The 26,718-nt window shown below is 63.6% G+C and carries 19 protein-coding genes; 7 read left to right on the forward strand and 12 right to left on the reverse strand.

All coding sequences use genetic code 11. The features are described from left to right. Positions 1 to 94 precede the first annotated feature (94 nt). The 7 genes from IEV38_RS05035 to IEV38_RS05065 form a co-directional block, all read right to left on the reverse strand. On the reverse strand, positions 95 to 1,096 hold the full coding sequence (locus tag IEV38_RS05035) for a FecR domain-containing protein (protein WP_188395078.1): 1,002 nt from the start codon (positions 1,094 to 1,096) through the stop codon (positions 95 to 97). Then, entirely contained in the window at positions 1,093 to 1,596 is a 504-nt protein-coding gene (locus IEV38_RS05040) for a sigma-70 family RNA polymerase sigma factor (protein ID WP_188395079.1), read from the reverse strand. The genes IEV38_RS05035 and IEV38_RS05040 overlap by 4 nt, the downstream gene beginning before the upstream one ends. A 134-nt stretch (positions 1,597 to 1,730) precedes the next feature. Further along, positions 1,731 to 3,146 (reverse strand): efflux transporter outer membrane subunit, encoded by a 1,416-nt coding sequence (locus IEV38_RS05045; protein WP_188395080.1) that lies wholly within the window; start codon positions 3,144 to 3,146, stop codon positions 1,731 to 1,733. Positions 3,147 to 3,164: 18 nt separating this feature from the next. Beyond that, entirely contained in the window at positions 3,165 to 6,281 is a 3,117-nt protein-coding gene (locus tag IEV38_RS05050) for an efflux RND transporter permease subunit (RefSeq protein ID WP_188395081.1), read from the reverse strand. After that, positions 6,281 to 9,463 carry an efflux RND transporter permease subunit gene (locus IEV38_RS05055; protein ID WP_188395082.1) on the reverse strand — a complete coding sequence of 1,061 codons (3,183 nt, stop codon included), beginning with the start codon at positions 9,461 to 9,463 and terminating at the stop codon, positions 6,281 to 6,283. The genes IEV38_RS05050 and IEV38_RS05055 overlap by 1 nt, the downstream gene beginning before the upstream one ends. Before the next feature lie 9 nt (positions 9,464 to 9,472). Beyond that, a complete protein-coding gene (locus IEV38_RS05060) occupies positions 9,473 to 10,693 on the reverse strand; it encodes an efflux RND transporter periplasmic adaptor subunit (protein ID WP_188395083.1) in 1,221 nt (406 codons plus the stop codon). A 145-nt stretch (positions 10,694 to 10,838) separates the two neighbouring features. Beyond that, positions 10,839 to 11,612 carry a YbaY family lipoprotein gene (locus IEV38_RS05065; RefSeq protein ID WP_188395084.1) on the reverse strand — a complete coding sequence of 258 codons (774 nt, stop codon included), beginning with the start codon at positions 11,610 to 11,612 and terminating at the stop codon, positions 10,839 to 10,841. 273 nt (positions 11,613 to 11,885) lie between these two features. On the opposite strand from IEV38_RS05065, the gene IEV38_RS05070 reads away from it, so the two are divergent. From IEV38_RS05070 to IEV38_RS05080, 3 genes are all read left to right on the forward strand, one after another. Beyond that, positions 11,886 to 12,416: a sigma-70 family RNA polymerase sigma factor gene (locus IEV38_RS05070; protein WP_188395085.1), complete on the forward strand. Its 531-nt coding sequence runs from the start codon at positions 11,886 to 11,888 to the stop codon at positions 12,414 to 12,416. 117 nt (positions 12,417 to 12,533) lie between these two features. Further along, entirely contained in the window at positions 12,534 to 13,619 is a 1,086-nt protein-coding gene (locus tag IEV38_RS05075; RefSeq protein WP_188395086.1) for a FecR family protein, read from the forward strand. 133 nt (positions 13,620 to 13,752) lie between these two features. Then, the gene (locus IEV38_RS05080) at positions 13,753 to 16,140 is read left to right on the forward strand and encodes a TonB-dependent receptor (protein ID WP_188395087.1); all 2,388 of its coding nucleotides are present in this window, start codon (positions 13,753 to 13,755) and stop codon (positions 16,138 to 16,140) included. Positions 16,141 to 16,217: 77 nt separating this feature from the next. On the opposite strand, the gene IEV38_RS05085 is transcribed toward IEV38_RS05080, so the two are convergent. Together IEV38_RS05085 and IEV38_RS05090 are read right to left on the reverse strand one after the other, a co-directional pair. Beyond that, positions 16,218 to 18,512 (reverse strand): TonB-dependent siderophore receptor, encoded by a 2,295-nt coding sequence (locus IEV38_RS05085; RefSeq protein WP_188395088.1) that lies wholly within the window; start codon positions 18,510 to 18,512, stop codon positions 16,218 to 16,220. Between the two features lie 114 nt (positions 18,513 to 18,626). Next, entirely contained in the window at positions 18,627 to 18,950 is a 324-nt protein-coding gene (locus IEV38_RS05090) for a hypothetical protein (RefSeq protein WP_188395089.1), read from the reverse strand. 495 nt (positions 18,951 to 19,445) lie between these two features. On the opposite strand from IEV38_RS05090, the gene IEV38_RS05095 reads away from it, so the two are divergent. Continuing rightward, complete coding sequence (locus IEV38_RS05095; protein WP_188395090.1) at positions 19,446 to 19,799, forward strand: type II toxin-antitoxin system Phd/YefM family antitoxin; 354 nt, start codon at positions 19,446 to 19,448, stop codon at positions 19,797 to 19,799. Positions 19,800 to 19,807: 8 nt separating this feature from the next. Continuing rightward, positions 19,808 to 20,434, forward strand: a complete 627-nt coding sequence (locus tag IEV38_RS05100) for an ATPase (RefSeq protein ID WP_188395091.1) — start codon at positions 19,808 to 19,810, stop codon at positions 20,432 to 20,434. A gap of 9 nt (positions 20,435 to 20,443) precedes the next feature. On the opposite strand, the gene gltS is transcribed toward IEV38_RS05100, so the two are convergent. Then, positions 20,444 to 21,652, reverse strand: coding sequence for a sodium/glutamate symporter (gene gltS, locus IEV38_RS05105; protein ID WP_229728749.1), 1,209 nt, complete (start codon positions 21,650 to 21,652; stop codon positions 20,444 to 20,446). Between the two features lie 67 nt (positions 21,653 to 21,719). Next, positions 21,720 to 22,622: a LysR family transcriptional regulator gene (locus IEV38_RS05110; RefSeq protein ID WP_188395092.1), complete on the reverse strand. Its 903-nt coding sequence runs from the start codon at positions 22,620 to 22,622 to the stop codon at positions 21,720 to 21,722. Positions 22,623 to 22,735: 113 nt separating this feature from the next. Here IEV38_RS05110 and IEV38_RS05115 point away from each other — a divergent pair, with 113 nt between their 5' ends. After that, positions 22,736 to 23,602 (forward strand): pirin family protein, encoded by an 867-nt coding sequence (locus IEV38_RS05115; protein ID WP_188395093.1) that lies wholly within the window; start codon positions 22,736 to 22,738, stop codon positions 23,600 to 23,602. 162 nt (positions 23,603 to 23,764) lie between these two features. Here the strand turns inward: IEV38_RS05115 and IEV38_RS05120 are convergent, their stop codons facing one another. Further along, positions 23,765 to 25,285 carry a CoA-acylating methylmalonate-semialdehyde dehydrogenase gene (locus tag IEV38_RS05120; RefSeq protein ID WP_188395094.1) on the reverse strand — a complete coding sequence of 507 codons (1,521 nt, stop codon included), beginning with the start codon at positions 25,283 to 25,285 and terminating at the stop codon, positions 23,765 to 23,767. A 102-nt stretch (positions 25,286 to 25,387) separates the two neighbouring features. Here IEV38_RS05120 and IEV38_RS05125 point away from each other — a divergent pair, with 102 nt between their 5' ends. Beyond that, positions 25,388 to 26,332, forward strand: a complete 945-nt coding sequence (locus tag IEV38_RS05125) for a LysR family transcriptional regulator (protein ID WP_188395095.1) — start codon at positions 25,388 to 25,390, stop codon at positions 26,330 to 26,332. Positions 26,333 to 26,718 lie beyond the last annotated feature (386 nt).

Raw genomic sequence — 26,718 nt, forward strand, 5'->3', positions numbered from 1 at the left:
TCTCTGGTTGAATGAAAAAAGCGTTTCAACCAGGAGGACGCGCAACACATGCTCAAAATGCAAAGAGGAGAAAAATTTCTGCGGCAATGAATCGTCACGCTGCCTTGATGGTGGTCCAGAATCGCGTGAAACGCTCGATCCGCAGCGGGAAACTCTCGGTCAGCGACAGCAGGGTCTGCTCGACGTCATCGAGCGGAAACGCGCCCGATACGCGGATTGCCGCCACCGCATCGTCACATGCCAGATGTCCGGAACGGTAGCGCGCCAGCTCCGCGACGAATTGTCGCAGCGGCATATCGACCACCACCAGCCGTCCGCGCTGCCAGGCAGCGACCGATGCATCGGCCGTGACCGGGGAGCCCATGCGTGTCGATGAAAATGCCAGCTGCTGGCCTGCTTCCAGCCGCAATGCATCGCTGCCCTGCATGACACGCACCTCGACTGCCTTTTCCAATACCGTGACGCGGGTTTCATCGTCTTCCACGCGCACATTGAAACGCGTGCCGAGCGCGGTGATGCGACCATGCCGTGTCTCCACGATGAACGGCCGCGCCATGGCCTGCTGATCCGGATGGGTGGTCACGAGTATCTCGCCTTGCTGCAACCGCACCAGGCGTTGCGTCTCGGAAAACGCCACATCGCCCCTGGTGTGCGTATTGAGCGACAGCATCGACAGGTCCGCCAGCGTGACGTCGCGCCGCTCGCCGGTCGCGGTCGCCAGATCGCTGCCCCATCCGGCCAGCGGCTGCATCCGGTAAGCCACCGCACCGCCGGCGCCCACGGTCACCAGAATCGCAAGGCCGCGCAGCACGCCGCGCCGTGCGCGTGCCTGCTGCATGGAGCGCGTGAGCGTATTGCCTGCCACCTTGCCCGGCACGCGGGCAAACTGCTGGCAGACCTGCTGCACCTTCTCCCATGCCAGGCCGTGCTCGGGATCGGCCGCCAGCCACTGTGCCCACTGGCATTGCAGCGCATCGCTGCCCTGCCCGGCCTGCAGGCGCGCATACCACTGCGCGGCCTCGTTAACGGCGCGAATGTGTTCGGGGGAATGCTGGGAGCCGCCCTTCGCCAGCAAGGTGGCGCGATCGGCGCTCATGGCAGCAGCAGACAGCAGTGCGCCATCGCGCGCGCGACGTAGGTATTGACCGAGCGCAATGAAATGTCGAGCCGCCGCGCGATCTCGGCATAGGACAGGTCCTCGAACTGGCTCAGGATGAACACCTGCTTGACCTTGGGACCGAGGCCATCGAGCATGCCGTCGATCTCGATAAGCGCTTCCTTCATGATCGCCTGTTCTTCCAGCGAGGGCATGTCCTGCACCGGCAATGCCGCCAGCACCTCGAGATAGCTGCGCTCCACGCGCTGCCGGCGGAAATGGTCGAGCACCAGCCGGTTCGCCACCGTCGCCAGATAGGCCCGCGGTTCGCGAATCTGCTGGCTGACCTGCGCCAGCATGACCTTGATGAAGGTGTCCTGCGCCAGATCGGCGGCATCGCCCGCATTGCCGAGCTTGCCGCGCAACCAGCCTTGCAGCCAGCCGTGATGCGCGCGATACAGGGCGTGGACTTCCTGATGGGAGGAATCGAGCGAGGACATGCGAATTTTAAAAATGAGAATTATTCGCAATGCTAAACGTGAATCAGCGGTACGGCAATCGTGCCATGTCGTGCTGTTGCATGCGTGTCATATGCATCGGATTGCATCTCGCCCGCCGATGAGACACGCACGCGTCACGAATCGGGCATCTGCCAGCCGCCGCCGAGCGCACCGACGAGCCGCATGCTGGCCGTCAGCAGTTCGGCCTGCACGTCGAGCGCATTGCGGCGGCTTTGCAGCGCGAGGTTCTGCGCGGTGGCGACTTCGAGGAAGGTGATCTCGCCGGCTTCGTAGCGATAGGTGACGACCTGCTCGTTCTCGCTTGCGAGTCTGACGAGTTCCTGCTGCTGTGCATCCTGTTCGCTCAGCGACTGCAGCGAAGCCAGTGCATCTTCGGTCTCGCGCACGCCCAGCAGCACTGCCGAACGCCATGCGGCGGCGCGCTCGTCGTATTGCGCGCGCGTCTGGTCCAGCACCGAGCGACGTGTACCGCCATCGAACAGCGTGGCGGCCAAGGCCGGCCCGGCCGACCAGACGCGCGTCGGCGCATCCCACAAGGCTTGCCAACCGCCGGCCTGCAGGGTACCGGTGGCACCGAGAGTCAGGTCCGGCAGCCAGGCGCTTTGCGCCACGCCGATGCGCGCATTGGCAGAGGCGACCTGGCGTTCGGCGGCGGCGATGTCCGGGCGCTGGATCAGCAAGGCCGATGGCAACGCGGCGGGTACGGCCGGCGCGTCAGGTAGCGGCAGGTCGTTGGGCGTCAGGCGCCATTGCGCGGGCGTGCTGCCGGCCAGCGTTGCCAGCGCGTGTTCCTCGAGCGTGCGCTGGCGCTGCACGGCCGATACCTGCGTGCGCAACGACTGCAGCTGCGTTTCGGCCTGGATCACGTCGGCACGCGCGACGAAGCCGGCTTCGTACTGCCGGCGCGTCAGTTGCAGCGAACGTTCATAGGCGGTCAGCGCGCGCGCCATCAGCGCGGCATGCTGGTCGAGCGCACGCACGCGCACATAACCTTGCGCGGCTTCCAGTTGCAGTGCGAGCCGCGCGGCATCGAGCAGCGCCTGCGCCGCCTGCGCATCGGCCTGCGCCGCTTCGCGCTGGCGCGCCACCCTGCCCCACAGGTCCGGCACCCACGCGATATCGAGCTCGGCACCATAGACATTGCGCGTGGTGGTCGTGTTGCCGCCGGTGCGTGAGCGCGAAACGCCGGCGCCCACCGTCGGCAGGCCGGCCGCCCTTGCGCTGCCGATCAGCGCGATGGCCTGGCGCCAGCGCGCCTCGGCCTCGGCCAGCGAAGCGTTGTTCTGCTCGACCTCGCGCAGCAGGCGGTCGAGATCGGCGTCGCGATAGATGTCCCACCAGGCGCCGGGCGCAGGTTGTTCGGCCAGCGAGGCCGTCGCCTGCCAGCCATCCTGATGACGGAAGGCGGTCGGCAATTCCATGGACGGCGCCACGTAGTCGGGACCGATGGCGCAGCCGCCGAGCAGCAGCGCCATCAGCAAGGCCGAGGGCAATCTGGAACGTGAAAGAGGAAAGCGAGCAAGTGTCATGGCAGAGTCATCGCAGGATCATGAGGAGACGGCGGGCTGTGCCGTCCGGTGCAGCACGCGCTGGCGCACGCGTTCGAGCAGCAGATAGACCACCGGCGTGGTGTAGAGCGTCAGCATCTGGCTGACCGTCAGGCCGCCGATGATGGCGATGCCGAGCGGCCGCCGCATCTCCGAGCCTTCGCCCATGCCGAGCACCAGCGGCACCGCGCCGAGCAAGGCGGCCAGGTTGGTCATCAGGATAGGACGCAGGCGGCGCTGCGCGGCTTCGCGGATTGCATCGAACGGCGTCGCACCGCGGTCGCGCTGGGCGGCCAGTGCAAAGTCGATCATCAGGATCGCATTCTTCATCACCACGCCGATCAGCAGGAACAGCCCGAGCAAGGCGATCAGGCTGAACTCGATGCCCGACAGCTTCAGCGCCAGCAAGGCGCCGACGCCGGCCGACGGCAGGGTCGAGAGAATCGTCAGCGGATGCAGCGTGCTTTCGTAGAGGATGCCGAGCACCAGATACACGGTGACCAGCACGCCGAGGATCAGCCACGGCTGCTTGCGCAATGTGGCCTGCAGGCTGTTGTCGTCCTCCGCGCTCTGGCCGGTATAGATGCTCGGCGGCAGCGTCAGGCCGGCGACGGCGCGATCGATGGCGGCCTGCGCCTGCTGCAGCGTGACGCCGGGCGCAAGACCATACTCGATCGCCAGCGCCGCGAACTGGCTGTCATGGAACACGCGATCCTGCGTCAGCCCGTAGCGCCAGGTCGCAAAGGCCGACAGCGGCACGCGCGCGCCACTGTCCGAGAACACCTCTACCTGCGCCAGCGAAGCCGGCTCGCCGCCCTGACGCGGATCGACTTCCATCACCACGCGGTACTGGTTCAGCTCGTCGTAGAGCGTCGCCACCTGCCGTTGCGAGAACGAGTTGTTGAGCGCGGCCGCCACCGTTTCCATCTTCACGCCGAGCCGGCGTGCTGCCTCGCGATCGATATCCAGCACGACCTGCTGCGCTTCCTCGCCGCCCGGAATATCGACGTTGACCAGTTCCGGCAACTTCTCCAGCGCCTCGCCGACCGGGCGCGTCCACTTGCGCAGGTCGGACAGCGAATCGGAACGCAGCACGTACAGGTATTCGCCATCCCCGCCCTGATTGGACAGGCGGATATCCTGATCGATGAAAATCATCAGCACCCCGCCCGCAACCTGCGGTGCCTTGGTGCGCAGGCGTGTGACCACCACGGAGGCCGACTCGCCGCGTTCCTTCAGCGGCTTGAGGCGGATGCGGAACCACGAGTTGGTCAGGCCGCCGCTGCCGCCGCTGGTACCGGTGACGTCCGCCACGGCCGGATCGGCCACCAGCAGCTTGCGATACGCCTCGATCTTGGGCTGCATGATCTGGAACGAAAAACCGTCGTCGCCGCGTACCAGCCCGCTCAGCTGGCCGGTATCCTGCTGCGGCAGCATGCCCTTGGGGATCGCGATGTAGAGCCAGGTATTCACCGCGATCGCGGCCAGCAGGATCAGCAGCGTCACCACGCGATGCCGCAGGGCCCACGCCAGCGTGCGCGCATAGAAGGCCTGCAGATCGGCGAACAGTTCCAGCCCGAAGCGGGCGAAGCGCCCCGGCTCGGTCTGCCGTGCCGGCAGCGCATGCGCGCACAGCGCCGGCGTCAACGTGACCGAGACCGCCAGCGAGATCAGCATGGCGGCCGCCAGCGTGATCGAGAACTCCTTGAACAGGCGCTCGACGATGCCGCCCATGAACAGGATGGAGATGAACACCACCACCAGCGCGCTGTTCATCGCCAGCAGCGTGAAGCCGACCTCGCCGGCACCGCGCAGCGCGGCGCGGAAGATCGCGAAACGGCCGTTGCCGTCGCCCTTCCCGCGAGCCTGTTCGACATGGCGCTGCACGTTCTCGAGCACGACGATCGCGTCGTCAACCACCAGGCCGGCCGCCACGATCAGCGCCATCAGCGACAGGTTGTTGAGCGAGAAGCCCTGCCACCACATGATCGCAAAGGTACCGATCAGCGACACCGGCAGCGCCAGCGCCGGAATGATCGCGGTGCGCGCGCTGCCAAGGAAGGCCCACACCACCATCATTACCAGCAGGCACGACAGCAACAGCGTGAATTGCGCCTCCGACAGCGTGGCACGGATGCCGGGCGAACGATCCATCACGACCTTCAGTTCGGCATCGGCCGGCAGCAAGGCGCGTAGCTGCGGCAGTTCCGCGTGGATGGCGTCGATGGTCTCGACGATGTTGGCGTTAGCGCGGCGGTTGATCAGCATGACCACGGCCGGGTCATGGTTGTGATAGCCGCTGGTATAACGATTCTCGACCGAATCGGTGACTGCGGCCACGTCCGCCAGCCGCACGATGGCGCCCTGGCTGCGATAGACGACCAGCTTGGCGAAGTCATCGGCAGTGCGCATCGGCGACGACAGCGCGATCTGCCAGCGCTGCGCGTCGTGCTCGAGCGTGCCCAGCGGCCGCCATGCATTCGCTTCGGCAATCGCGTTGCGCACGTCGTCCAGCGCCAGGCCGCGATGTGCGAGCGCGGCCGGATCGATCTGCACGCGCACCGCCGGCAACGAGGCGCCATCGACCTTCACTTCGCCGACGCCGATGATCTGCGACAGCTTCTGCGCCAGCACGGTGGACGCGTTGTCATAGAGTGCCGATGGCGGCAGGCTGGGCGAACTCAACGCCAGCGCCATGATCGGCGCCTGCGACGGATTGACCTTGACGTAACTCGGGTTCTCCTTCATGCCGGACGGCAGTTGCCCGCGCACGGCATTGATCGCGGCCTGCACCTCGCGCGCGGCTTCGTCGATGTTGCGCGTCAGGTCGAATTCCAGCGTCACGCTGGTGGACCCCTGGTTGCTGCTCGACTGCAGGCGCGTCACGCCGGCAATGCTGCCGAGCGCACGCTCCAGCGGGCCGGCAACGGTGGCCGCCATGCTCTCGGGACTGGCGCCCGGCAGGTTGGCGCGCACCTGGATCACCGGAAAATCCACCGCCGGCAGCGGCGCAACCGGCAGCAGCCGCCACGCCAGCAGACCCGCCAGCACGACCGCAATCGCCAGCATGGCGCTGGCGACCGGACGGCGGATGAAGAAACGGGCGATCGCGTCCATCAGCCTGGCGCCTGCTCCGTCTGCGGCGCATTGCGTTTGCGGCCGAGTCGGTCAAACGCCAGATAGACGACCGGCGTCGTGAACAGCGTCAACACCTGGCTCACGATCAGGCCGCCGACCATGACGATGCCGAGCGGCTGGCGCAGTTCGGCGCCGGAGCCGGTCGCCAGCATCAGCGGAATCGCACCGAACAGCGCCGCCAGCGTGGTCATGAGGATAGGACGGAAACGCAGCAGCGCCGCGCGGCGGATCGCCTCGGTCGGCGACATGCCGAGGTTGCGCTGCGCCTCCAGCGCGAAGTCAACCATCATGATGCCGTTCTTCTTGACCAGGCCGATCAGCAGCACGATGCCGATCACCGCGATCAGATCCAGCGGCCGGCCGCTCAGCAGCAGCGCGAGCAAGGCGCCGACCGTGGCCGACGGCAGCGTCGATAAAATCGTCAACGGATGCTTGGCGCTTTCGTACAGCATGCCGAGCACCAGGTACATGACGACCACCGCCGCCAGGATCAGCCACAGCGTGTTGGTGAGCGACTTGCGGAAGGCTTCCGCCGCACCCTGGAACACCAGTTCCACCGATGCCGGCAAGGCCACTTCCTGTTGCACCTCCTCCACCGCCGCCACCGCATCACCCAGCGAATAGCCGGCGCCGAGATTGAACGACAGCGTCACCGCCGGGAACTGGCCCTGGTGATCGATCGCCAGCGGCGCATGCCGCTCCACCACGCGCGCCACTGCAGACAACGGCACCGGCACCGCCTGTGCACTCTCCGCAATCAGCGTCTGCACGCCGGCGCTGACATTGGTATCCACCGACGTGACGTAAATGCCGTCGAGCGCATTCAGTCCGCTGCCTTCTGCCTCGCTGCTTTCGAGCACGACGCGATACTGGCTCGCATGCGTGAACATGGTGCTGACCTGGCGCTGGCCGAAGGCGCTCTGCAGCGCGGAGGCAATGTCGCCGACGCGCAGGCCCAGGCGCGAGGCTGCGTCGCGGTCGATCTCCACATAGGCCTGCAGGCCTTCGCCCTGCAGGTTGCTGGCGACGTCGGCCAGCTCCGGCCTTTGCTTCAAGGTGTCGAGCAGACGGTTGGTCCATTCGGCGAGTACCGCCCGATCCGGCGAACTCAACGTCATCTGGTATTGCGTGCGGCTGATGCGGTCTTCCATGCCGAGCTCCTGCACCGGCTGGAACCACGCCGAAATGCCGGGCACCGCGTTGGCCTTCTCGCGCAGCGTGGCGATCAATTCCTGTGCCGTGACGCTGCGCTGCGCGTGCGGCGCAAGGTTGATCTGCATGCGGCCGCTGTTGAGCGTGGCATTGCCTCCATCGACACCGATGAAGGACGAGATGCTTTCCACGCCCTCTTCCTGCAGCAGCGCGGACGCCAATGCCTGCTGACGCTCGGCCATGGCGGCGAAGGAAATGCTCTGCGGCGCCTCGGTCACGACCTGGATCGCGCCGCTGTCCTGCACCGGGAAGAAGCCCTTGGGCACGACCAGATACAGCAAGGCCGTCAGCACCAGCGTCGCCACCATCGCCAGCAGCGCCAGCGGCTGGCGCGCCAGCACCCAGTCCAGCGCGCGCGCATAACGGTCGATGGTGCCGCTGAGCCAGTCGCGCGGCGCCTCCTCGGTATCGTGATGCGCACCGGGCGCAGTCTTCAGCATGCGCGCCGCCATCATCGGCGTCAGCGTCAGCGAAACCACCAGCGAGATCGCAATCGCGATCGCCAGCGTGACGGCGAATTCGTGGAACATGCGGCCGACCACGTCGGCCATGAACAGCAGCGGGATCAGCACCGCCACCAGCGACACCGTCAGCGACACCAGCGTGAAGCCGATCTCGCGCGCGCCCTCGAGCGCCGCCTGCATCGGCCCGGCGCCAGCCTCGCGATGGCGTGCGATGTTCTCCAGCATCACGATCGCATCGTCCACCACGAAACCGGCCGCGATGGTCAGCGCCATCAGGCTCAGGTTGTTGAGCGAATAGCCGAGCAGATACATCGCGGCGAAGGTGCCGATCAGCGACAGCGGCACCGCGATACTCGGAATGATGGTGGCCGGCAATGTGCGCAGGAAGACGAAGGTCACGATCACCACCAGGATGATGGCGAACACCAGTTCCTTCTGCACGTCGCGCACCGAGCTGCGGATGCTCTCGGTGCGGTCGGAGATCACCTCGACCTTGACCGCAGCCGGCAATGTCGCCGTCAGTTGCGGCAGCAGTTCGCGCACGCGGTCGGCGACGTTGATGACGTTGGCGCCCGGCTGGCGCTGGATGTTCAGCAGCACGGCGGGCTGCACCTCGCAGTCGGCGGCTGCTTTTCCTTCTTCATCGCGGCAGGCCTGGCCCGACCATGCAGCGAGGAAACGATCCTCCGCACCGTCGGCCACGGTCGCCACGTCGCCCAGGCGCAGGGGCGCGCCATTCTTCCAGCTCACGATCAGGTTGCGGTATTCCTCGATGGAGCGCAGTTGATCGTTGGCATCCAGCATGGTCGAACGCGTGGCGCCGTCAAAGCTGCCCTTGGGCTGGTTGCTGTTGGCGGCGGCAATCGCGGTACGCAGCTGTTCGAGGCTCAGCCCTGCGGCAGCCAATGCACGAATGTTGGCCTGCACGCGGATCGCCGGCCGCTGGCCGCCGGCCAGGCTGACCAGGCCCACGCCCGGCAGGCGCGAGAGCTTCTGCGCCATGCGTGTTTCGACCAGATCGACCACGCGCGGCAGCGGCAAGGTGTCGGAGCTGATGGCCAGCGTCATGATCGGCGTGTCGGCCGGGTTGACCTTGCGATAGATCGGCGGCGTCGGCAGGTCGGACGGCAGCAGGCTGGCCGCGGTCTGGATCGCCGCCTGCACGTCCTGCTCGGCGACACCCATATCGACTTCGAGTTCGAACTTGAGCGTGACGACCGATACGCCCGACGAACTTGTGGAGGTCATCTGCTGCAGGCCCGGGATCTGACCGAGCCGGCGCTCGAGCGGTGCCGTGATGGTACGCGCAGTCACGTCGGAACTCGCGCCCGGCTGGTAGGCGAACACCTGGATCACCGGGTAGTCAACCTGCGGCAAGGCGGAAACGGGCAGCAGCCGCCATGCCATCAGGCCGGCGATCAGCATGGCGAGCATCAGCAGCGAGGTCGCTACCGGCCGCAGGATGAAAGGACGGGAAATCTGCATTGCGCCCGCCTACCGGGCGGCCGGCGCCGCGGTCTCGGCAACAGGCGAAGCGGCGGGTGCGGCGGCCCCCTCGGTCACGATCACCTCACGCCCTTCTCTCAGGCGATCCAGCCCTTCGAGCACCACGGCTTCGTCCTTGTTCAGGCCCTTGGCGACAACCACGCGGCCATTGCTCGACGGGCCCAGTTCCAGCATGCGCACCGTGGCCTTGCCATCGTTGATCGCATAGACGTAGCTGCCGCGCGAACCGTATTGCACCGCATCGAGCGGGATCGTCACCGCATTCGGCAGCTTTTGCAGTGCCAGACGCAGGTTGACGAACTGGTTGGGGAACAGGCTGTCGTCGGCATTCTCGAAACGCGCCTTCAGGCGCAGCGTGCCGGTGGCAACGTCGATCTGGTTGTCCAGCGTTTCCAGCCGGCCCTGGGCGAGCCGCTTGCTCGCGTTGCGATCCCAGGCTTCCGCCACCGGCTTGACGTCGCCGGCATAGGCGGTGCGCACCTGCGCGATCTGCGTTTCCGGTACGTTGAACAGCACCGAAATCGGCTTGGTCTGCAGCAGCGTGAACAGGCCGTTCGCATCGTTGGCCGTAATCAGGTTGCCGGCATCGACACGACGCAGACCGACGCGGCCACTGATCGGCGCCTCGATGCGCGTATAGGACAACTGCAACTTGGCGTTATCGACCTGTGCCTGATCGGACTGCAGCGTGCCGCGCAACTGCTGCACAAGTGCCGCCTGGCGATCGAGCTGCTGGCGCGCCACTGCGTCCTGCTTGAACAACTGCTCGTAGCGCGCCAGTTCGCTCTCCGCATTCTTCAACTGCGCCATGTTCTGCTGTTGCTGGCCCTGTGCCTGCGCCAGCTGCACGCGGAACGGCCGTGCATCGATCTCCGCCAGCAACTGGCCACGCTCCACGTGCTGTCCCTCGCGCACCAGCACGCGCGCCAGCTCGCCGTCAACGCGGCTGCGCACGGTCACCGTGTTGTACGGCGTGACGGTGCCGATCGCCTGCAACTGCACGGTGAAGTCTTCCACGCGCGCTGCCTCCACCTTGACCGCCACCGGCCCCGTCCACGGATTGGGACCGCCCTCTGCCGGTGCCTTGGAGCGCAACAGGAAGAACAGCACCAGGCCGATCAATACGGCCGCCAACACCAGCCAGATCAGGCGTCGGGAAAAACGGGAAGAGGACGATGCGGAGGCAGGATCAGGGTGTGGAGGAAACATGGAAGGCGCGCAAAAAATCGCCGGCGGCCAAAAGCCGCCGGACAGAATGGGGGACACTCAACAAATAAGAACAATTCTCATTTTAAAGAGAATCGTGCATTTGTGCAACGAGCCGCATGTTCCCCGCCACCCGAAGCCGAAATGCTTACTGCATATAGCGCGACTCGAACTCCGCTACCACCGTGCCCTGCCCGTCCAGCAGCCGCAGGCGCTCACCTTCGATCTGCCAACTTGCCACCGTCGGCAGCATGGTGTGGATACGATGTTCCTGATCCATGCCATGCGGACACGCCATCAGCGTTCCCGCCATGCGGCTGAAACTCAGGCGCTGCCCCTCCAGCCGATAGCTGCCGCCCATGCCATTGCATCCGCCCGAGCCGGAAACGCTATGCCGGTCCGGATGAAGCACCAGATGCGGCTCACGCTGATGCTCCGCCACCGTCACCGGCTGACCGTTCAGGCGCACCATCTTCCAATAGGTGTTCTCGAGCGTGGCGCGGCTTGACGGCTCCGCCGGCATTGCCCGTTTCAACAGCATATCGACGTGCCGCACACCATCGGCTCCCAGCACCGGATAAGCGGTATCCGTGACGAACAACAGGCTTCCGCCCGCCTTGATGCTGGCGCGCACCTGGTAGCGATGACCGGATTGCAGGCGCGCCGGATCATAGGGGATTTCGAACCGGATCGGCACCTGCCCGACCGGCTGCACGGTGGTGCCACCGATCTCCACCGCCGGCGCATCGGCACGGGACACGTCTTCGAGTTGCACCTCCAGCACTGCGTCGGGCGGCAAGGCCATGCGCTCGCGGTAGCTGGCGCTGCCGGTGATCGACGAGGTGGGCGGTACCGCCGCGCAGCCGCCCAATGCAACGATTCCCATCCAGGTGGCAAGCAATGTGCAATAACGGAAGATCATGGCGTGTTCTCCTTTTTTGATAGCGATGGCACCAAGGCAATCGGCCGACTGATTCTAACAATAGAGACAATACTGAAACAGAGTTGAATATCTGCAATATGGCGTGGTACTGATACTTCATCACAACGAAGGGAACAATCTGCAGTTGTCCCCGGGATTTCTCATCCGCTAGAATGCAAGGCATTTTCCCGTCAACGATGCCGATCTCCGGTGAGCCGCCGCCACGACCAGATGCCCGCTTCTTGATGCACCTATTCGTTTCCCGGATCAATCGTGGTTGCACGTTACTACCGAGAATTACTGAGCTTCCTGTCGCGCACTGTCAAGGATCGCGATGCTGCGGCCGATCTGGCGCAGGAAAGCTATGCCCGCGTACTGGCTGCGCAGCAGGCAGGCCAGGCCATCCATAATCCGCGCGCCCTCCTCTACCGCACCGCACGCAATCTCGTGATCGACCAGCATCGTCGCGACGCCACGCGTGCGGAAATCGAAGACGCCAACGCTGACGACATCCAGGATATCGAGGCCGGTCCTGCCGCACTCCAGCCAGACGTATTGCTGGCATCGCAACAGGGGGTCGAAGCCATGATTGCCGCGATTGAACAACTGCCACCGCGCTGCCGTGAGACTTTCATCCTGCACAAGTTCGACGGTCTCTCATATGCCGAGATTGCCGAGCGCATGAACATCTCCGCCCGCACGGTGGAAATGCAACTGAAGATCGCCATGGATGTTTGCTGGCGTTGCTTCGACGCACTGCACGGCGACGGCAAGCCACACCGCAGAAAACGGAACAGGAAATGATGCAACGCTACACTCGGCATCACTTGCACATCGACGCATCCGCTGGCTGGCGCACTGCGCCGCCTACCGTATTTTGCGCCGGTCGTGCGTCTGCATAACAAGGAACCAGTCAACGCCATGCGCTTATCCACACCCGCCACGGACAGCACCACCCTGCGCCCTCAGGTGCTCGACTGGTTCGCCCGTCGCCAGCGCCACGACTGGAGCAAACAGGACGAACAAGCATTCAATGCCTGGCTCGACGAAGACCCCAACCATGCCGCGAGTTACCGCGAATGGCTGTCCAACTGGCAAGCCATCGATACTCTACCTGCTGATGCCGTGGCGCGTTTGCGTGCCGGCCTCGCACGAGACAAGGCGCAGGGACAGGCAAAGTCACAAACGCAAGGCAAGACAACGACACAGGCTGCGCCGCTACACCCCACACGCCGACGATTCTTCCGTCCCATCCTGGCACTGGCAACCACCGCCGCGCTGGTCGTCGGTACCACGTGGCTGGTCCGGCCGCAGTGGTACGGCAGTCCCGTCTATACACAAATCTTCGAGACCGCACGCGGTCAACAGGGCCAGGTACAACTGCCGGACGGCAGCGTTCTGCAACTGGACACGTCCACCCGTCTCGAGATTGCCTATTACGAAGACCGCCGCCAAATACGACTCACTGACGGACAAGCTGCCTTTGACGTACAGGCCGATACCGCCCGGCCTTTCCACGTACTGGCCGGTCCCATACGCGCCACCGCACTTGGCACACGCTTCGTAGTCCGCCACACTCCAGAGATTGCCGGCGATGCCGGCGTCCACGTCACGGTGGAAAAAGGCAAGGTACGCGTGGCCAGCCTGACCGACCGCAACGACGCTGACGAAGAAGCCACCGCGCAATACCTGACCGCCGGCCAGCAGATCGGTGCCGATGCCCAAGGCATTCTCGGCCATATCGCCGCGGTCCCGTCCGATGGCATTGCACCCTGGCGTGACGGAAGGCTCAGCTTCATCAATGCCCGCCTCGATCGTGTACTCGACGAATTCCGCCGCTATGGCGATGTCCCCTTGCGAATCCGCGATCCGCAGGTCGCCGCGCTGCGCCTGTCCGGCACCTTCGACCCGCAAGATCCGGCCACCCTGCAACGCATCCTGCCCGCCGCCCTACCGGTTCGCCTTCAGCAATCGGCACAAGGCATCGAAATCCGCTCCCGGGAATAAACGCAAGACATACCCATATCACTTGCAGGGAAATGCGTCGGAAAAATTGTTGGCGATGCTTACCGTATTTCTCAAACCTCGCCCGTCTTCCCAATTAGGAATAATTTTTATTCAATCTTGGGAGATCAAAAACATGAAAGACGCCATCCTCCGTCCCGCACCGCTTGCCCTGCTGATTGCACTGGCATTCGGCAGCGGCGCACTGCACGCGCAGCCAGCGGCCGCACCCGCCAACTCCATACAAATCAGCATCAATGCACAGCCACTGGCGGAAGCCCTCAACGACTGGGCACGGCAGACGCGCATTCAGTTGGTGGTCGAACAGTCGCTGGTGGCGGGCAAAACCGCGCCGGCCGTTAACGGCAACCTGACACCACGCCAGGCACTCGACAGACTGCTTGCAGGAAGCGGGCTTGCTGCCATTGACGATACAGGAGGCGCAATCGTGATCAGGGCGATTCCGTCAGCCGGACAGGAAGCGACGCTTCCTGCCGTGAAGGTCATGGCGGAGACAATGCTCCCGGCTGCTTACGCAGGAGGACAAGTTGCTCGTGGCGGACGGGTCGGCATGCTGGGTAACCGCGATATGCTCGACACGCCTTTCAGCACCACCCAGTACACCGCCCAACTGGCGGAAGATCAGCAGGCGCAGACCATTGGCGACGTACTGGTCAACGATCCCTCGGTGCGTAATACCTATGCGCGCAGCGCGGGCCGCGAGGAATTCAACATCCGTGGCTTTACGCTGTTCAACTATGACGTCTCCTATAACGGCCTCTACGGCCTGTCGCCGCGCAATGCCGCCTCGCTGATCGGCGTGGAGCGCGTGGAAGTGCTGCGCGGCCCCAGTGCACTTCTCAACGGCATGGCGCCCGCCGGCTCTGTGGGCGGCGGCATCAATCTGGTGCCCAAGCGCGCAGGGGCCGATCCGCTCACTCGCTTGACACTGTCATACCTCGATGACGGTCAGTTCGGCGCGCATGCCGATGTATCACGCCGTTTTGGCAACGAACAACAGTGGGGTGTGCGCTTCAATGCCGCCAAGCGCTCGGGTGACACACCTGTCAATGGATCGAGCGAACGGGTAGATGCCCTTGCTCTCGGCCTGGACTATCAGGGCGAACGCGTGCGCCTGGAGGCGGATCTCAACTACCAGGACCGCGTGACACACGGCCGCAGCAGCCTGCTGTTCCCTCCAGCCTCCGGCACGCCCATCGCCGCGGCGCCGGACAACAAGCTCAACTTTCAGCCCAAGTGGAGCTACTGGGAAGCAAAGGAGCGGGCCGCCGTGGTGCGCGGCGAAGTTGACATCGCGCCCGGACTGGTCGCCTACGGCGCGCTGGGCGCCATGCAGTACGACTTCGACAGCCTGCAGACCACCTCGTTGCTGCAGGATGCGCAGGGCAATCTCCTCGTCCGTCCGTACCGGCTCAAGGAGTATGTCGATACCCGCACCATCGAGGCCGGCCTGCGCGGCAGGTTCGAGACCGGCAAGTTGCACCATGAGGTCGTGGTCAGCGCCACCAGCTATGCACAGGACAACGGTTTGCTGAGGCAAAACGACGCCATCTCCCCGTCGAGCATCTACACGCCGGCAGACATCGCATTCCCGAACATCACGCTCGGCGGTTCGATTCCGAGGACCTCTGAAACCCGGATGCGCAGCCTGGCCTTCGCGGACACGATTTCCTCGGCGGACCGCCGCATCCAGTTGACGCTGGGCGCTCGCCACCAGGAAGTACGCACGCGCACGCTGGACCCTGACACGGGCGCGCAATCGGCCCGCTACGACAAATCCGCGGTGACACCGATGGCTTCCCTGCTGTTCAAGGCAACGGAAGGCGTTTCTCTGTACGGCAACTACATCGAAGGTCTGTCCCAGGGTCCCACTGCGCCCAGCGGAACATCCAACATGGGCCAGATGTTCCCGCCGTCCAAATCCAAGCAGGTCGAAATCGGCGCCAAGTACGACACAGGTCGTTTTGCCACCACGGTCAGCCTGTTCCAGATCGAACGTCCCAGCAGCGTGCTGGATGCCGCCACTGCACCGCCCACGTTCCGCATGGATGGCCAACAGCGCAACCGCGGCCTGGAAATCATCAGCCAGGGCGAAGTGACCAGCGGTGTGCGGCTGTTGACAGGCATGGCTTATACCCAGGGCAAGCTGGTCAAGACCGAGGGTGGTGCCAACGATGGACGCACCGCCCCTGCAACACCACGGCTGCAAATCAACCTGGGCGGCGAATGGGACACGTCCTTCCTGCCGGGCCTGACCCTGACCGCACGCGGGCTGCGCACCAGCTCGCAGTACGTCGATATGGCAAACACCCAGCAACTGCCATCGTGGACGCGCTGGGACATCGGTGCACGCTACCGCTTCAACGCGGGCGGCAGGCCAGTGACGCTGCGCGCCTCCATCGAGAACGTGCTGGACAGGGACTTCTGGCAATCCGCCGCTCGCGAAGGCTTGACGATGGGCGCGCCGCGCACGCTACTGGTTTCTGTCTCCACCGATTTCTGAGCGCGCTTGAATGACAGGATCAGGCATTGCCCGCGAGTCGGCAATGCCTGATCCTGAATTGAAGGCACCGCTTCACCTCAAAACGAGCCACGCAACGTCAACATGAAGCTCCTCGGTTCGCCATACATGGTCCCCTGATCCAGCAGGTTGAAGCGCCCGTAGTACGTCTTGTCGAACACGTTGTTCAGCAACGCGGCAACGGTCCAGTTCTGATCAATGCGATATGCCACGCGTGCATTCCACAGCGCATAGCCCGGCTGCTCCATGCGTTGTCCGCTAAGCACTCGATAGAACATGGTCTGCGCATTGACGCCGCCGCCGACGTTCCAGCGGTTCAATTCGCCAGGCAGTTGATACGTGGTCCACAGACGGAAAATGTGCCTGGGCACCCAAGCCGCCAGCGGTTCGCCTTCGTTGATGCTTGGCGCGCCGGTAATCGTGCGGTCCCTGACGTATTTCGTGGTGTTGTACGTGTAGCCAGCGAACAGGTTCCAGTTGGCAGACAGCGCCCCACTCGCTTCCGCTTCGAAGCCCTGGCTGCGCGTTTCGCCACCCTGGACATAACAGGCCGAGTTGTTGCAGGCAGTCGGGTCTGTGTTGACGGGATCGCGCTGCGCGATATTCTTGCGCTCGATATGGAACAGCGCCAGCGAGGTACTGAGACGTCCATCGAACAGCTCGCCCTTGAGGCCGATTTCATAATTGGCGCCGGTGGTGGGGTCCAGTTGCCGGCCATCGAACATGAAGCGATTCTGCACCTCGAACACATCGGCATAACTGGCGTACGCGGACCAGGTCCTGTCCAGATCGACGACGAGCCCTGCAAACGGCGTGATGGCGCGATCGCTGTAATCGCTTGCCACCACGCCGGTTCGCAGATTGTGCTGCTTGAATTCCCAATGACTGTCGCGCGCGCCGAGGATCAGCGTGGTCGCATCGGCGAGCTTCAGACGCAGCGTGCCGTATATCCCGCTCTGGGTCGTATTCTGCTCGTTAGCGCCGTTGGGCGATACCGGCGTCATGGGTTCCGGCACCGAGTACGGATCGTAATTGAAGATATCGACCGGGGTATAAGGCATGGGATACAGACTGATGATGTCGGACCGATAGCGGTGCTCCGAACGGTTGGCGCCCAGCACCACTTCATGCCGCCGTCCCCATGCTTCGAAGCTGCCGCTCAGGAAGGCATCCAGTCCCTGGCGTTCGACTTCCGCATCGACCGCATTGCCGCGCTGGAAGGAACCCGTACCCGTCACCGGATCGATCGCGCCCAGCAGGAAGCCTATCTTGGAATCGGTCCTCGACAAGGTCCGTGTCGCGCCGACCTTGAGCTTCCAGTCGCTAGTGAAGTGGTGCTCCATCTCGCCGAAGAGTTCGGTGTTCTTTGCCTTTTCCCTATTCCATGCAGCACCCGGGAAAGTCGAACGCGGCAGCTTCAGATCCGCTCCGTTGCTGTATCGCGGCAGGTTGGTGCCGTTTATCGGGATGCCGGTCACATCCTGGTGGCTGGCACCGACAGTGAAGCGCGTCTGCGCTGAAAGATCGTATTCAACGACGCCATAGACCAGCGCCCTGTCCTGCTCGGCCACGTCATAGAAGAATTCGCGGTCTTCCTTCACCACCACGCCGCGCGCGCGCAACGAACCATCGGTATTCAATGGCGCACTGCCATCGATCTCTATCCGTTTGTTGTTCCAGGAACCATAGGAAGCGCTGGCCCTGAACTGTCTTTCCTGCGTGGGACGTTTGCGCACCAGCCCGATCACGGCACCGGGCGTGCCAGCACCGTTGAGCAGACCGGCCGCCCCGCGCAGCACTTCGACGTGGTCATAGATGGCGAGATCGGCCGTATCGAAACTGTAGTTATTGGTCGGCATGGCAACCGGCACGCCGTCGATCTGCGCATTGCTGACCAGGAATCCGCGTGCGAACAGGCTCGCCGATCTGTTCAAGGTGTTGTTGACCGTGATACCGGTGGACTGTCCCAGCGCCGCATCCAGGCTGGTCAGATTCTGATCCTGCAGGCGTTGCTGCGTAATCACGCTGACCGACTGCGGCGTCTGCCGAAGCGACTGCGCCGTCTTGCTGCCGATCGTCATGGCGGGAGAGGTATAGGAATCGCGTCCTTCGGTGACGGTTGAAATGCCCGTCACATGAACTGTCGGCAGGCGCTGCTGTGTCGCATGGCGACCACTCGCACTGGCGAGGCCCTTGGAACGGTCGTCTTCGGAAGATCTCTCCGCCTCGAGCAACGGCGACTGTGCTTCATGTGCCGGCGAATGTTGAGCGATCACCGGACTGGTAAAGGCCGACAATGCGGCGAGCGTAACTAACAGACGCGTCAGGCGTCCAACGAAATAAGTGGGTTTCATACATGCATTCGAGAAGCGGCCGTGCCGATGCAAGGCATCGCGGCCGTGTACTGGTAAACGCAGCCTCAATCGGCTGCGTATCGGAAGGATGACGGAGTCGCCCGAATGGGCGGATCAGGCTATCGCTGCAGGCGGATCGAGTCCTGACGGATAGGCATACCAAAGGCTGGGGAGCCGAACGCTGCACGGAAATACGGTCGCGAACACCAGCCTGTCATGCTCTGGCTTTTCCAGCGGCCGGGGAACGAATGTCAGCGAAAGCTGCGCGAAAGCATGACAGGATGCGCATCCATCGTCCTCTGCAAGATCCCGGTGCACAGGCACGTCGCGTTGCGTAATGTCGACTTCGGTATGCTCGTGCTCCAGATGCATCGCTTCGTGCATGGACAAACCGAAGGTCGAATTGAATCCGACCACGATCAGCAGCAACCAGAGCATGAAATGGCGACGCACCATATATGGCGTATGCACGAGGGAAAGAATCGTCGCAGTATATGCAACAAAGTTGCAAATTACAATGCTGGCTCGCTGTTGGTTTTCTCGAGCATCGAAGTTGATCTCGAGACCACTGAAAGGAGAGCATCACCCGAAGAACGACAGGTGCGAATGAGCGCGTCACACACGACGGGAAGTTCGATACCTCCGAAGGCGTGGCGTCCGGCATCGCCCGCCGATTGGCGAAAACGCCGCCGAGATCATCGACAGAGGGGCGCTGCTCGCAGCCGGTATGCCGAGATTCTGATAGGCGCACGTGGTCGTCGTGATGGCGAGGCTGATCGCCAGGATCGTGATCAGCTTCTCGCCCCATACGGCGTCAGCAAGCAGCTCACAACATGTTTCCCTTTGACAACGATTCAATCCAAAACAGGATATTTACCCATTTATCCCATTTTGGGTAAAATACCCTTATCTTTTCATTCTCCGGAGTCCGCCATGACCCAGCCCATTCTCGACACCCTCGACGCCCTGCCCCGCACGCCGGCTTCCGATGTGAAGAAGCATGGCTGGCGCGGCGTGATGCAGTCGGTCACGCATCATGGCAAGGTGCTGGTCACCAACCACAATGCGCCGGAAGCCGTGATTCTTTCCACTGCCGAATACCGCGCCATGGTCGAAGCCGTGCGTGCCGCCCAGGCGCAGGTGCCGGCCACGCTGGAGAATCTGCGCAAGCGTTTCGACGAGCGCCTGTCCGTGCTGAACGAAGCCGATGCCGGCGAGCGCCTGCGTGCGCTGATCGGTCAGGCACCGCGGCTTGAAGGCAAGGTCAAGGCAGGCAGCGGCTTCTGAATTCTCCCTTGGCGCGCCCTTTTCTTTATGTACTGGCCGGCGTCAATGGCGCCGGCAAGAGTTCGATCGGTGGTTACCTGCTGCGCCAGGCCGGCCTCGCCTGGTACAACCCGGACACCTTTGCGCGCGAGCTGGTCGCCGCCACCGGCTGCAGCCAGATCGATGCCAATGCCGCCGCCTGGCAGGAAGGCGTGCGACGGCTCGACGAGGCGATCGCCAATCGCCAGAACTTCGCCTTCGAAACCACGCTCGGCGGCAACTCGATTCCCGCGCGCCTGCGCAATGCCGCCACCACGCACGATGTGATCGTCTGGTTCTGCGGCCTGTCCTCGGCCGAACAGCACATTGCGCGCGTGCGCTCCCGCGTGCAGATGGGCGGCCACGATATCCCGGCTCCCAAGATCCGCGAGCGCTTCACTTCTTCCCTGGCCAACCTGATCGCGCTGATGCCGCATCTGGCGCATCTGCGCGTCTATGACAACAGCCGGGATGCCGCACCCGGCGAAACCGTGCCCGACCCGGTGCCGGTACTGGAAATGGTCGGCGGCCGCCTGTCGTGGCCGACCACCGCGGAAGACCTGCGGCAGACGCCGGACTGGGCCAAGCCGCTGGTGGAAGCGGCGCTGGACGCCTGAACCGCGCTATCAGCCCGCCATCAGGCCGATCACCAGCGCATTCACCAGATCGATGAAGAAGCCGCACACCAGCGGCACCACGATGAAGGCACGCGGCGCGGCGCCGTACTGGCGCGCCACCGCCGTCATGTTGGCGATCGCCGTGGCGGTCGAGCCGAGCGCGATGCCGCCGAAGCCGGCGCAGACCACCACCGCCTCGTAGTCGCGTCCCATGCAGCGGAACACGACGAAGACGATGAACAGCACCACCAGCAGCAGTTGCAGCGCCATGGCGATGCTGATGAAGCCAAGCATGGATTCGAGCTCCCACAGCTGCAAACCCATCAGCGCCATGACCAGGAACAGGCCAAGGCTGATATCCGAGATCAGCGCCACGCCCGGCTGCATGCTTTCCCACTTCCAGAGGCCGCCACGACCGCCGATCAGGTCGCCGATCGCGCGCAGCACGATGCCGGCCAGCAGGCAGCCGACGAAGGACGGCAACCGCAGCCCGGTTAACTCGATCGCGGAACTGATGCCCTGCCCGAACAGGATGGCGACGTTGAGCCACAGCACGGCCAGCAGCACGCCGTAGTAGTCGAGCGTGGTGTGCTGCGCGGTCAGGTGCAGGGTGCCGATGTCGAGCTCGGCATCGCCCGACGGCTGGATGCCGTGGCGGCGCATGAGCCACGCCGCCAATGGCCCGCCGACCAGACAGGCAGCAATCATGCCCAGCGTGTTGGCCGCAAGCCCCAGTTCGCCCGCACCGGCGATGCCGAGCGTATCGATGAAGTGCGGCGTCCATGCCACCGTGGTGCCGACACCGCCGGTCAGCGAGATCGAACCGACCATGAGCCCGGCGCGTGCATCGAGACCGTGCGCGGCGGCGATTGCCATGCCGAGCACGTTCTGCCCGATCATGAAGACCACCGCCAGCGCCAGCAGCACGATCAGGCTGCGCCCGCCCTGCCGCAGCGTGCGCACGTCCGAGTTGAGGCCGATGGCGGTGAAGAAATACAACAGCAGCATGTCGCGCGCATCGAGCGAAAAGCGCAGCTGTGCCTGCATGCCGTAGTAAAGCGCGCAGATCACGCCGGCGCACAGCACGCCGCCGATCACCGCGTCCGGAATGCTGTAGCGGCGCAGCCATTCGACGCGCGCCAGCAGCCCCTTGCCGATGAAGAGCAGCACGATGGCCAGCGTGAAGCTGACGAAGGGATTGATCTGGATGATGTTCAAGCGTCGTTACCTTCTCGTTCAATCATGATGACCTGCCATGTTGCACGCGGCGCGGACCACCGGCGCATCAATCGTCGTCCAGCGCGGCAAACCGGTCCGCCAGAAAATCCACCAGCGCACGCACCGCCGGCAGCAATCCGCGGCGCGAGGCGAACACCGCATGGATGATCTCGCGTCGCGGTTCCCAGCCCGGCAGCACGTGGATCAGACGGCCCTGCGCCAAATCGTCCGCCGCCATCATCGACGGCAGTTGCACCACGCCCACCCCGGCCACGGCGGCGATCCGCAAGGCCGGCATGCTGCGCGTGACCAGCCGCGGATGATGCCGGACCACGGCCCTGGCCCCATCCGGTCCGACCAGTTCCCACACATATTCGTTCTGCGCCAGCCCGAGCGCCATGCTGGGCAGAGACGCGAGATCGGCCGGCACTGTCGGCAATCCGGCCTCCAGCAAACGCGGACTGGCCAGCAGGCATTGACGCCGGTCGGCCAGCACGCGCATGATCAGTCCGCTGTCTTCCAGCGGTGGCGGGCGCACGCGGATGGCGATGTCGATACCTTCGGCCACCACATCGACGCGGCGATTCGTTTCTTCCAGATGCACTTCCACGCGCGGGTGCGCCACCATGAAGGCTGCCACCATGTCGGCCACGCGCGTTTCCAGCAAGGCCACCGGACAGCTCATGCGCACCACGCCGCACGGTTCGGCATGCGTGCGCGCAATCGCCTCCTCGGCCGCCTCCGCCTCCACCAGCATCGCCTTGCAATGGGCAAGATAGGTCTGGCCGATCTCCGTCACGCTGAACTGGCGCGTCGAGCGCTGAATCAGGCGCACGCCCAGCCGCGCCTCCAGTTGCGCGATGTGCCGGCTCAGCTTGGACTTGGGCACGCCGAGCGCACGGCTGGCCGGCGCAAAACCGCCATGCTCGACCACCTGGACGAAATAATAGAGATCGTTGAGATCGTGCATTTATCTTCCTGATCGTTCATCAAATGGAACGCTGTATGCAAATTATGCGTACTACCGGGATATTCGTTCCAATTATATGATGTCTCATACGTTCAACCGGAAGGAGAACCACCATGAAAAAAATCCTCGGCCTGTACAGCGCACCGCCCGCCCACTGGGTCGGCGACGGCTTCCCGGTGCGCTCGCTGTTCGGCTACGACGGCCTGGGCAAACATCTGAGCCCTTTCCTGCTGCTCGACCATGCGGCGCCGACGCCGTTCCCGCCGGCCACGCAGCCGCGCGGCGTGGGCCAGCATCCGCACCGCGGCTTCGAAACCGTGACCATCGTCTATCAGGGCGAGCTCGAGCATCGCGATTCCACCGGTGCCGGCGGCGTCATCGGCCCCGGCGACGTGCAGTGGATGACGGCGGCCGGCGGCATCCTGCACGAGGAATTCCACTCGCGCGCCTTCACCGAGCGCGGCGGCACGATCGAGATGGTGCAGCTGTGGGTCAACCTGCCGGCAAAGGACAAGATGACCGCACCCGGCTACCAGACGCTGCTGAACGCCGACATCCCGGTAGTGAAGCTGCCGGACGGCACGGGCACGGTACGCGTGATCGCCGGCGATTTCGACGGTCATCGCGGTCCGGCGCGCACCTTCACTCCGATCGAGGTGCGCGACATCCGCCTGCAGCAGGGCCGCAGTGCGCGCTTCGAGGCGGTGGAAGGCCATACGCTGGCGCTGGTGGTGCTACACGGCACCGTGCTCGTCAACGGCAGCGAGGTCGCGCGCGAAGGCCAGCTCGTGCATTTAGACCGGCACGGCAGCGCCGTCGAGATCGAGGCCAACAACGACGCGACCGTGCTGTGGCTGTCGGGCGAGCCGATCGACGAACCGGTGGTCGGCTACGGCCCGTTCGTGATGAACAGCCAGGAAGAAATCCTGCAGGCGATGGACGACTTCCGCAGCGGCCGTTTCGGCAGCATGCCAGCCTGATCGCGGCACGGCACAAGAAAGAGACTCCCATTGCCGGGAGCCTCTTTTTATTCCGCGAACGCCCGACTTCCCATACAGGGACCTTGCGTCGAACTGATGGGACATCCTTGCCTTGCCGGATACGTGCTTGCGGTTCTGAAAAAAGTCCTTCCGGAGTCCGAATCAATAAACGAACGGCATGGCGAAATCCGCACCGGACTGCGTGTTCTTGTGCCACCGCTGCATGACGGATTTCTGCCTGGTATAGAAACGCACGCCTTCTTCGCCATAGACATGCATGTCGCCGAACAGGCTGGCTTTCCAGCCGCCAAAGCCATGCCATGCCATCGGCACCGGGATCGGCACGTTGATGCCGACCATACCGACCTGAATGCGACGCGCAAATTCGCGCGCGGTGCCGCCGTCGCTGGTGAAGCAGGCCACGCCGTTGCCGAACTCATGCCTGTTGACAAGATCGATGGCGTCTTCCAGCGACTGCACGCGGGTACAGGACAGCACGGGACCAAAAATCTCTTCCCTGTAGATTGTCATGTCGGGCGTGACGTGATCGAACAGCGTGCCGCCGATGAAATATCCGCCTTCGTTGCCGGGCACCTTGTAGTTGCGGCCGTCGACCAGCAGTTTTGCGCCCTCTTCCACGCCCCTTGCGATGTACCCTTCGATACGGTCGAACGCTTCGCGCGTCACCACCGGCCCCATTTCGGCGTCCAGGCGCATGCCGTCGGAAATCTTCAGCGTTCTGACGCGTTCGATCAGCCGCGGCATGACGCGCTCGGCCGCGTCGCCCACCAGCACCGCGACCGAAATGGCCATGCAACGCTCGCCGGCCGAACCGTAGGCCGCGCCAATCAGCGCATCCACCGCCTGTTCGATATCGGCGTCGGGCATGATGACCAGATGATTCTTGGCGCCGCCCAGTGCCTGGAAGCGCTTGCCGTATTTGACGGCCTGCTCGGAAATGTAACGTGCGATCGGCGTGGAACCCACAAAGCTGACAGCCGAGATATCAGGATGCGCGATCAACGCATCGACCGTGTCCTTGCCGCCCTGCACGACATTGAAGACGCCGGGCGGCAAGCCCGCTTCGGTAAACAATCGTGCCATGAACAGGCTGGCGCTCGGATCGCGTTCGCTCGGTTTCAGGATGAACGTGTTGCCGGTGGCGATCGCAATCGGAAACATCCAGCACGGCACCATGCACGGGAAATTGAACGGCGTGATCCCGGCGACGACGCCCAGGGGCTGACGCATGGTCCAGTTGTCCATGCCGCTGCTGACTTCTTCCGTGTAATCGCCTTTCAGCAATTGCGGAATGCCGCAGGCGAATTCGATGATGTCGATACCGCGGGCGACCTCGCCCAGGGCGTCGGTAAATACCTTGCCATGCTCGGCAGTGATCATCGCCGCCAGTTCTTCCTTGTTCTCGTTCATCAACCGCAGAAACTTGTTGACGATACGCGCGCGGCGGATGGGCGGCACGGCGGCCCATCCTTCGAATGCATTGAGCGACGAAGCGACAGCCGCATCGACATCGGAACGCGTGGCCAATGCCACTTTTCTGGCAACGGAGCCGATGGCCGGATTGAAGACGGCCTGGGTATCCACCGTTTCGGCAAGGACCATCCTGCCGCTGACGTAATGACCGATGGTAGCCGTGGATGTATAGGCAGGGACTTTGCTCATTGAAGACCTTTCAGTTCGGAGAATGAGGCAAGTCTAGTTTCATGCTATGTTAAGAACAATCGCTCAAAATTGAATTCATTGTTCACTATTTAAAACAATACGATGAACCAGAAAAAGCATGAAGCCTTATGGGGACACATCCACTCTCTTGTGGTCCTCGAAGAAGTCGGCAGCTATACCGCGGCCGCGACGCGGCTCGGCATCAGCAAGAGCGCGGTCAGCCAAAGAGTCAGCGAACTCGAGAAGGTCGTGGGAATGTCGCTGGTTCAGCGCACCACCCGCAGCGTGCGCTTGACCGAAGCCGGACAACGCCTGGTCGATTCGAGCCGCGATTATTTCGAAGGCATCGAACGCAACTTCGTTCAGTTGCGGGATTCGTTGCGCGACCCGCGCGGAATCGTGCGCGTCACCGCTCCGGTAGCGCTGGCGCGGCAGCAGATCGTGCCACGCCTGGCGGACTTTCTACGCCGCTATCCCGATATCCGGATCGAGCTGGAACTGTCCGACCAGATCGTGGCGCTGGCCAAGGAAGGTTTCGATCTGGCGATACGCCATAGCGAAACGGTGCCGGACACGCATATCGCCTGGACGCTCTGCAAGACCGATGCCGTACTGGTCGCCACCAAACGATATCTGATCGAGCGCGGCAACCCGCACACTCCCGAAGCGTTGAGCAATCATGATTGCCTCCATTACTTCCGGCGCGGCCAGATACCCGTCTGGTCCTTTCAAAAGGAAGGCCGCAATGCGAATCGCATCAATGTCCCCATCAACGGACCGCTCGCGACCAACAACAGCGAAGCCCTGAGGGAAGCCGCGCTTGGCGACCTCGGCATTGCCTTGGTCCCCGACTTCTCCGCGGAAAAGGATTTACGGGAAGGCAGGCTCGTTCGCGTCCTGCCGAACTGGCGCTCGGTCGGGGCATTTGGCGGCAAACTGCATGCGGTGCGTCCGTACAGCCCTTACATTTCCAAACCCGTGCGCATATTCGTGGACTACCTGAGAGAACAATTGCGCAACGGCTTTGCAAATAAAAGCCCCACGTGAATCGAGGCCGGCATCCGTGGATGCTGCCTCGCCTTTGGTTTTGCGCATCAACGGCATCGCGCATGTGCACTATCCTGAGCGCTGTCGCCTGTGCATGGGCCGGCTCCGGTGCGGTACGCCATTGCCATGGCGCATTGCAATGTTACCCATAATCAAGTAAAATCAAGGACTTGCCAGCTTTTAACAGAAATTGGCCCCTATCTTGCTTATCAGCATGTCATAGCCCTCGAGGCGCCGTTTCGGTGCATCGATGGACCGCACGCCGACCGGCCCTGCCGCCGATCGATTTTTCCGGCACCCGACCACCGCACCATCACCGCGAACGGTCCCGCTGCCCTCATCTGTTGCCACCCTCGCCCGCATCTGCGTCGAACCGGCAACGCCAA

The organism is Oxalicibacterium flavum (assembly GCF_014635065.1).
Taxonomy (GTDB): domain Bacteria; phylum Pseudomonadota; class Gammaproteobacteria; order Burkholderiales; family Burkholderiaceae_D; genus Oxalicibacterium; species Oxalicibacterium flavum.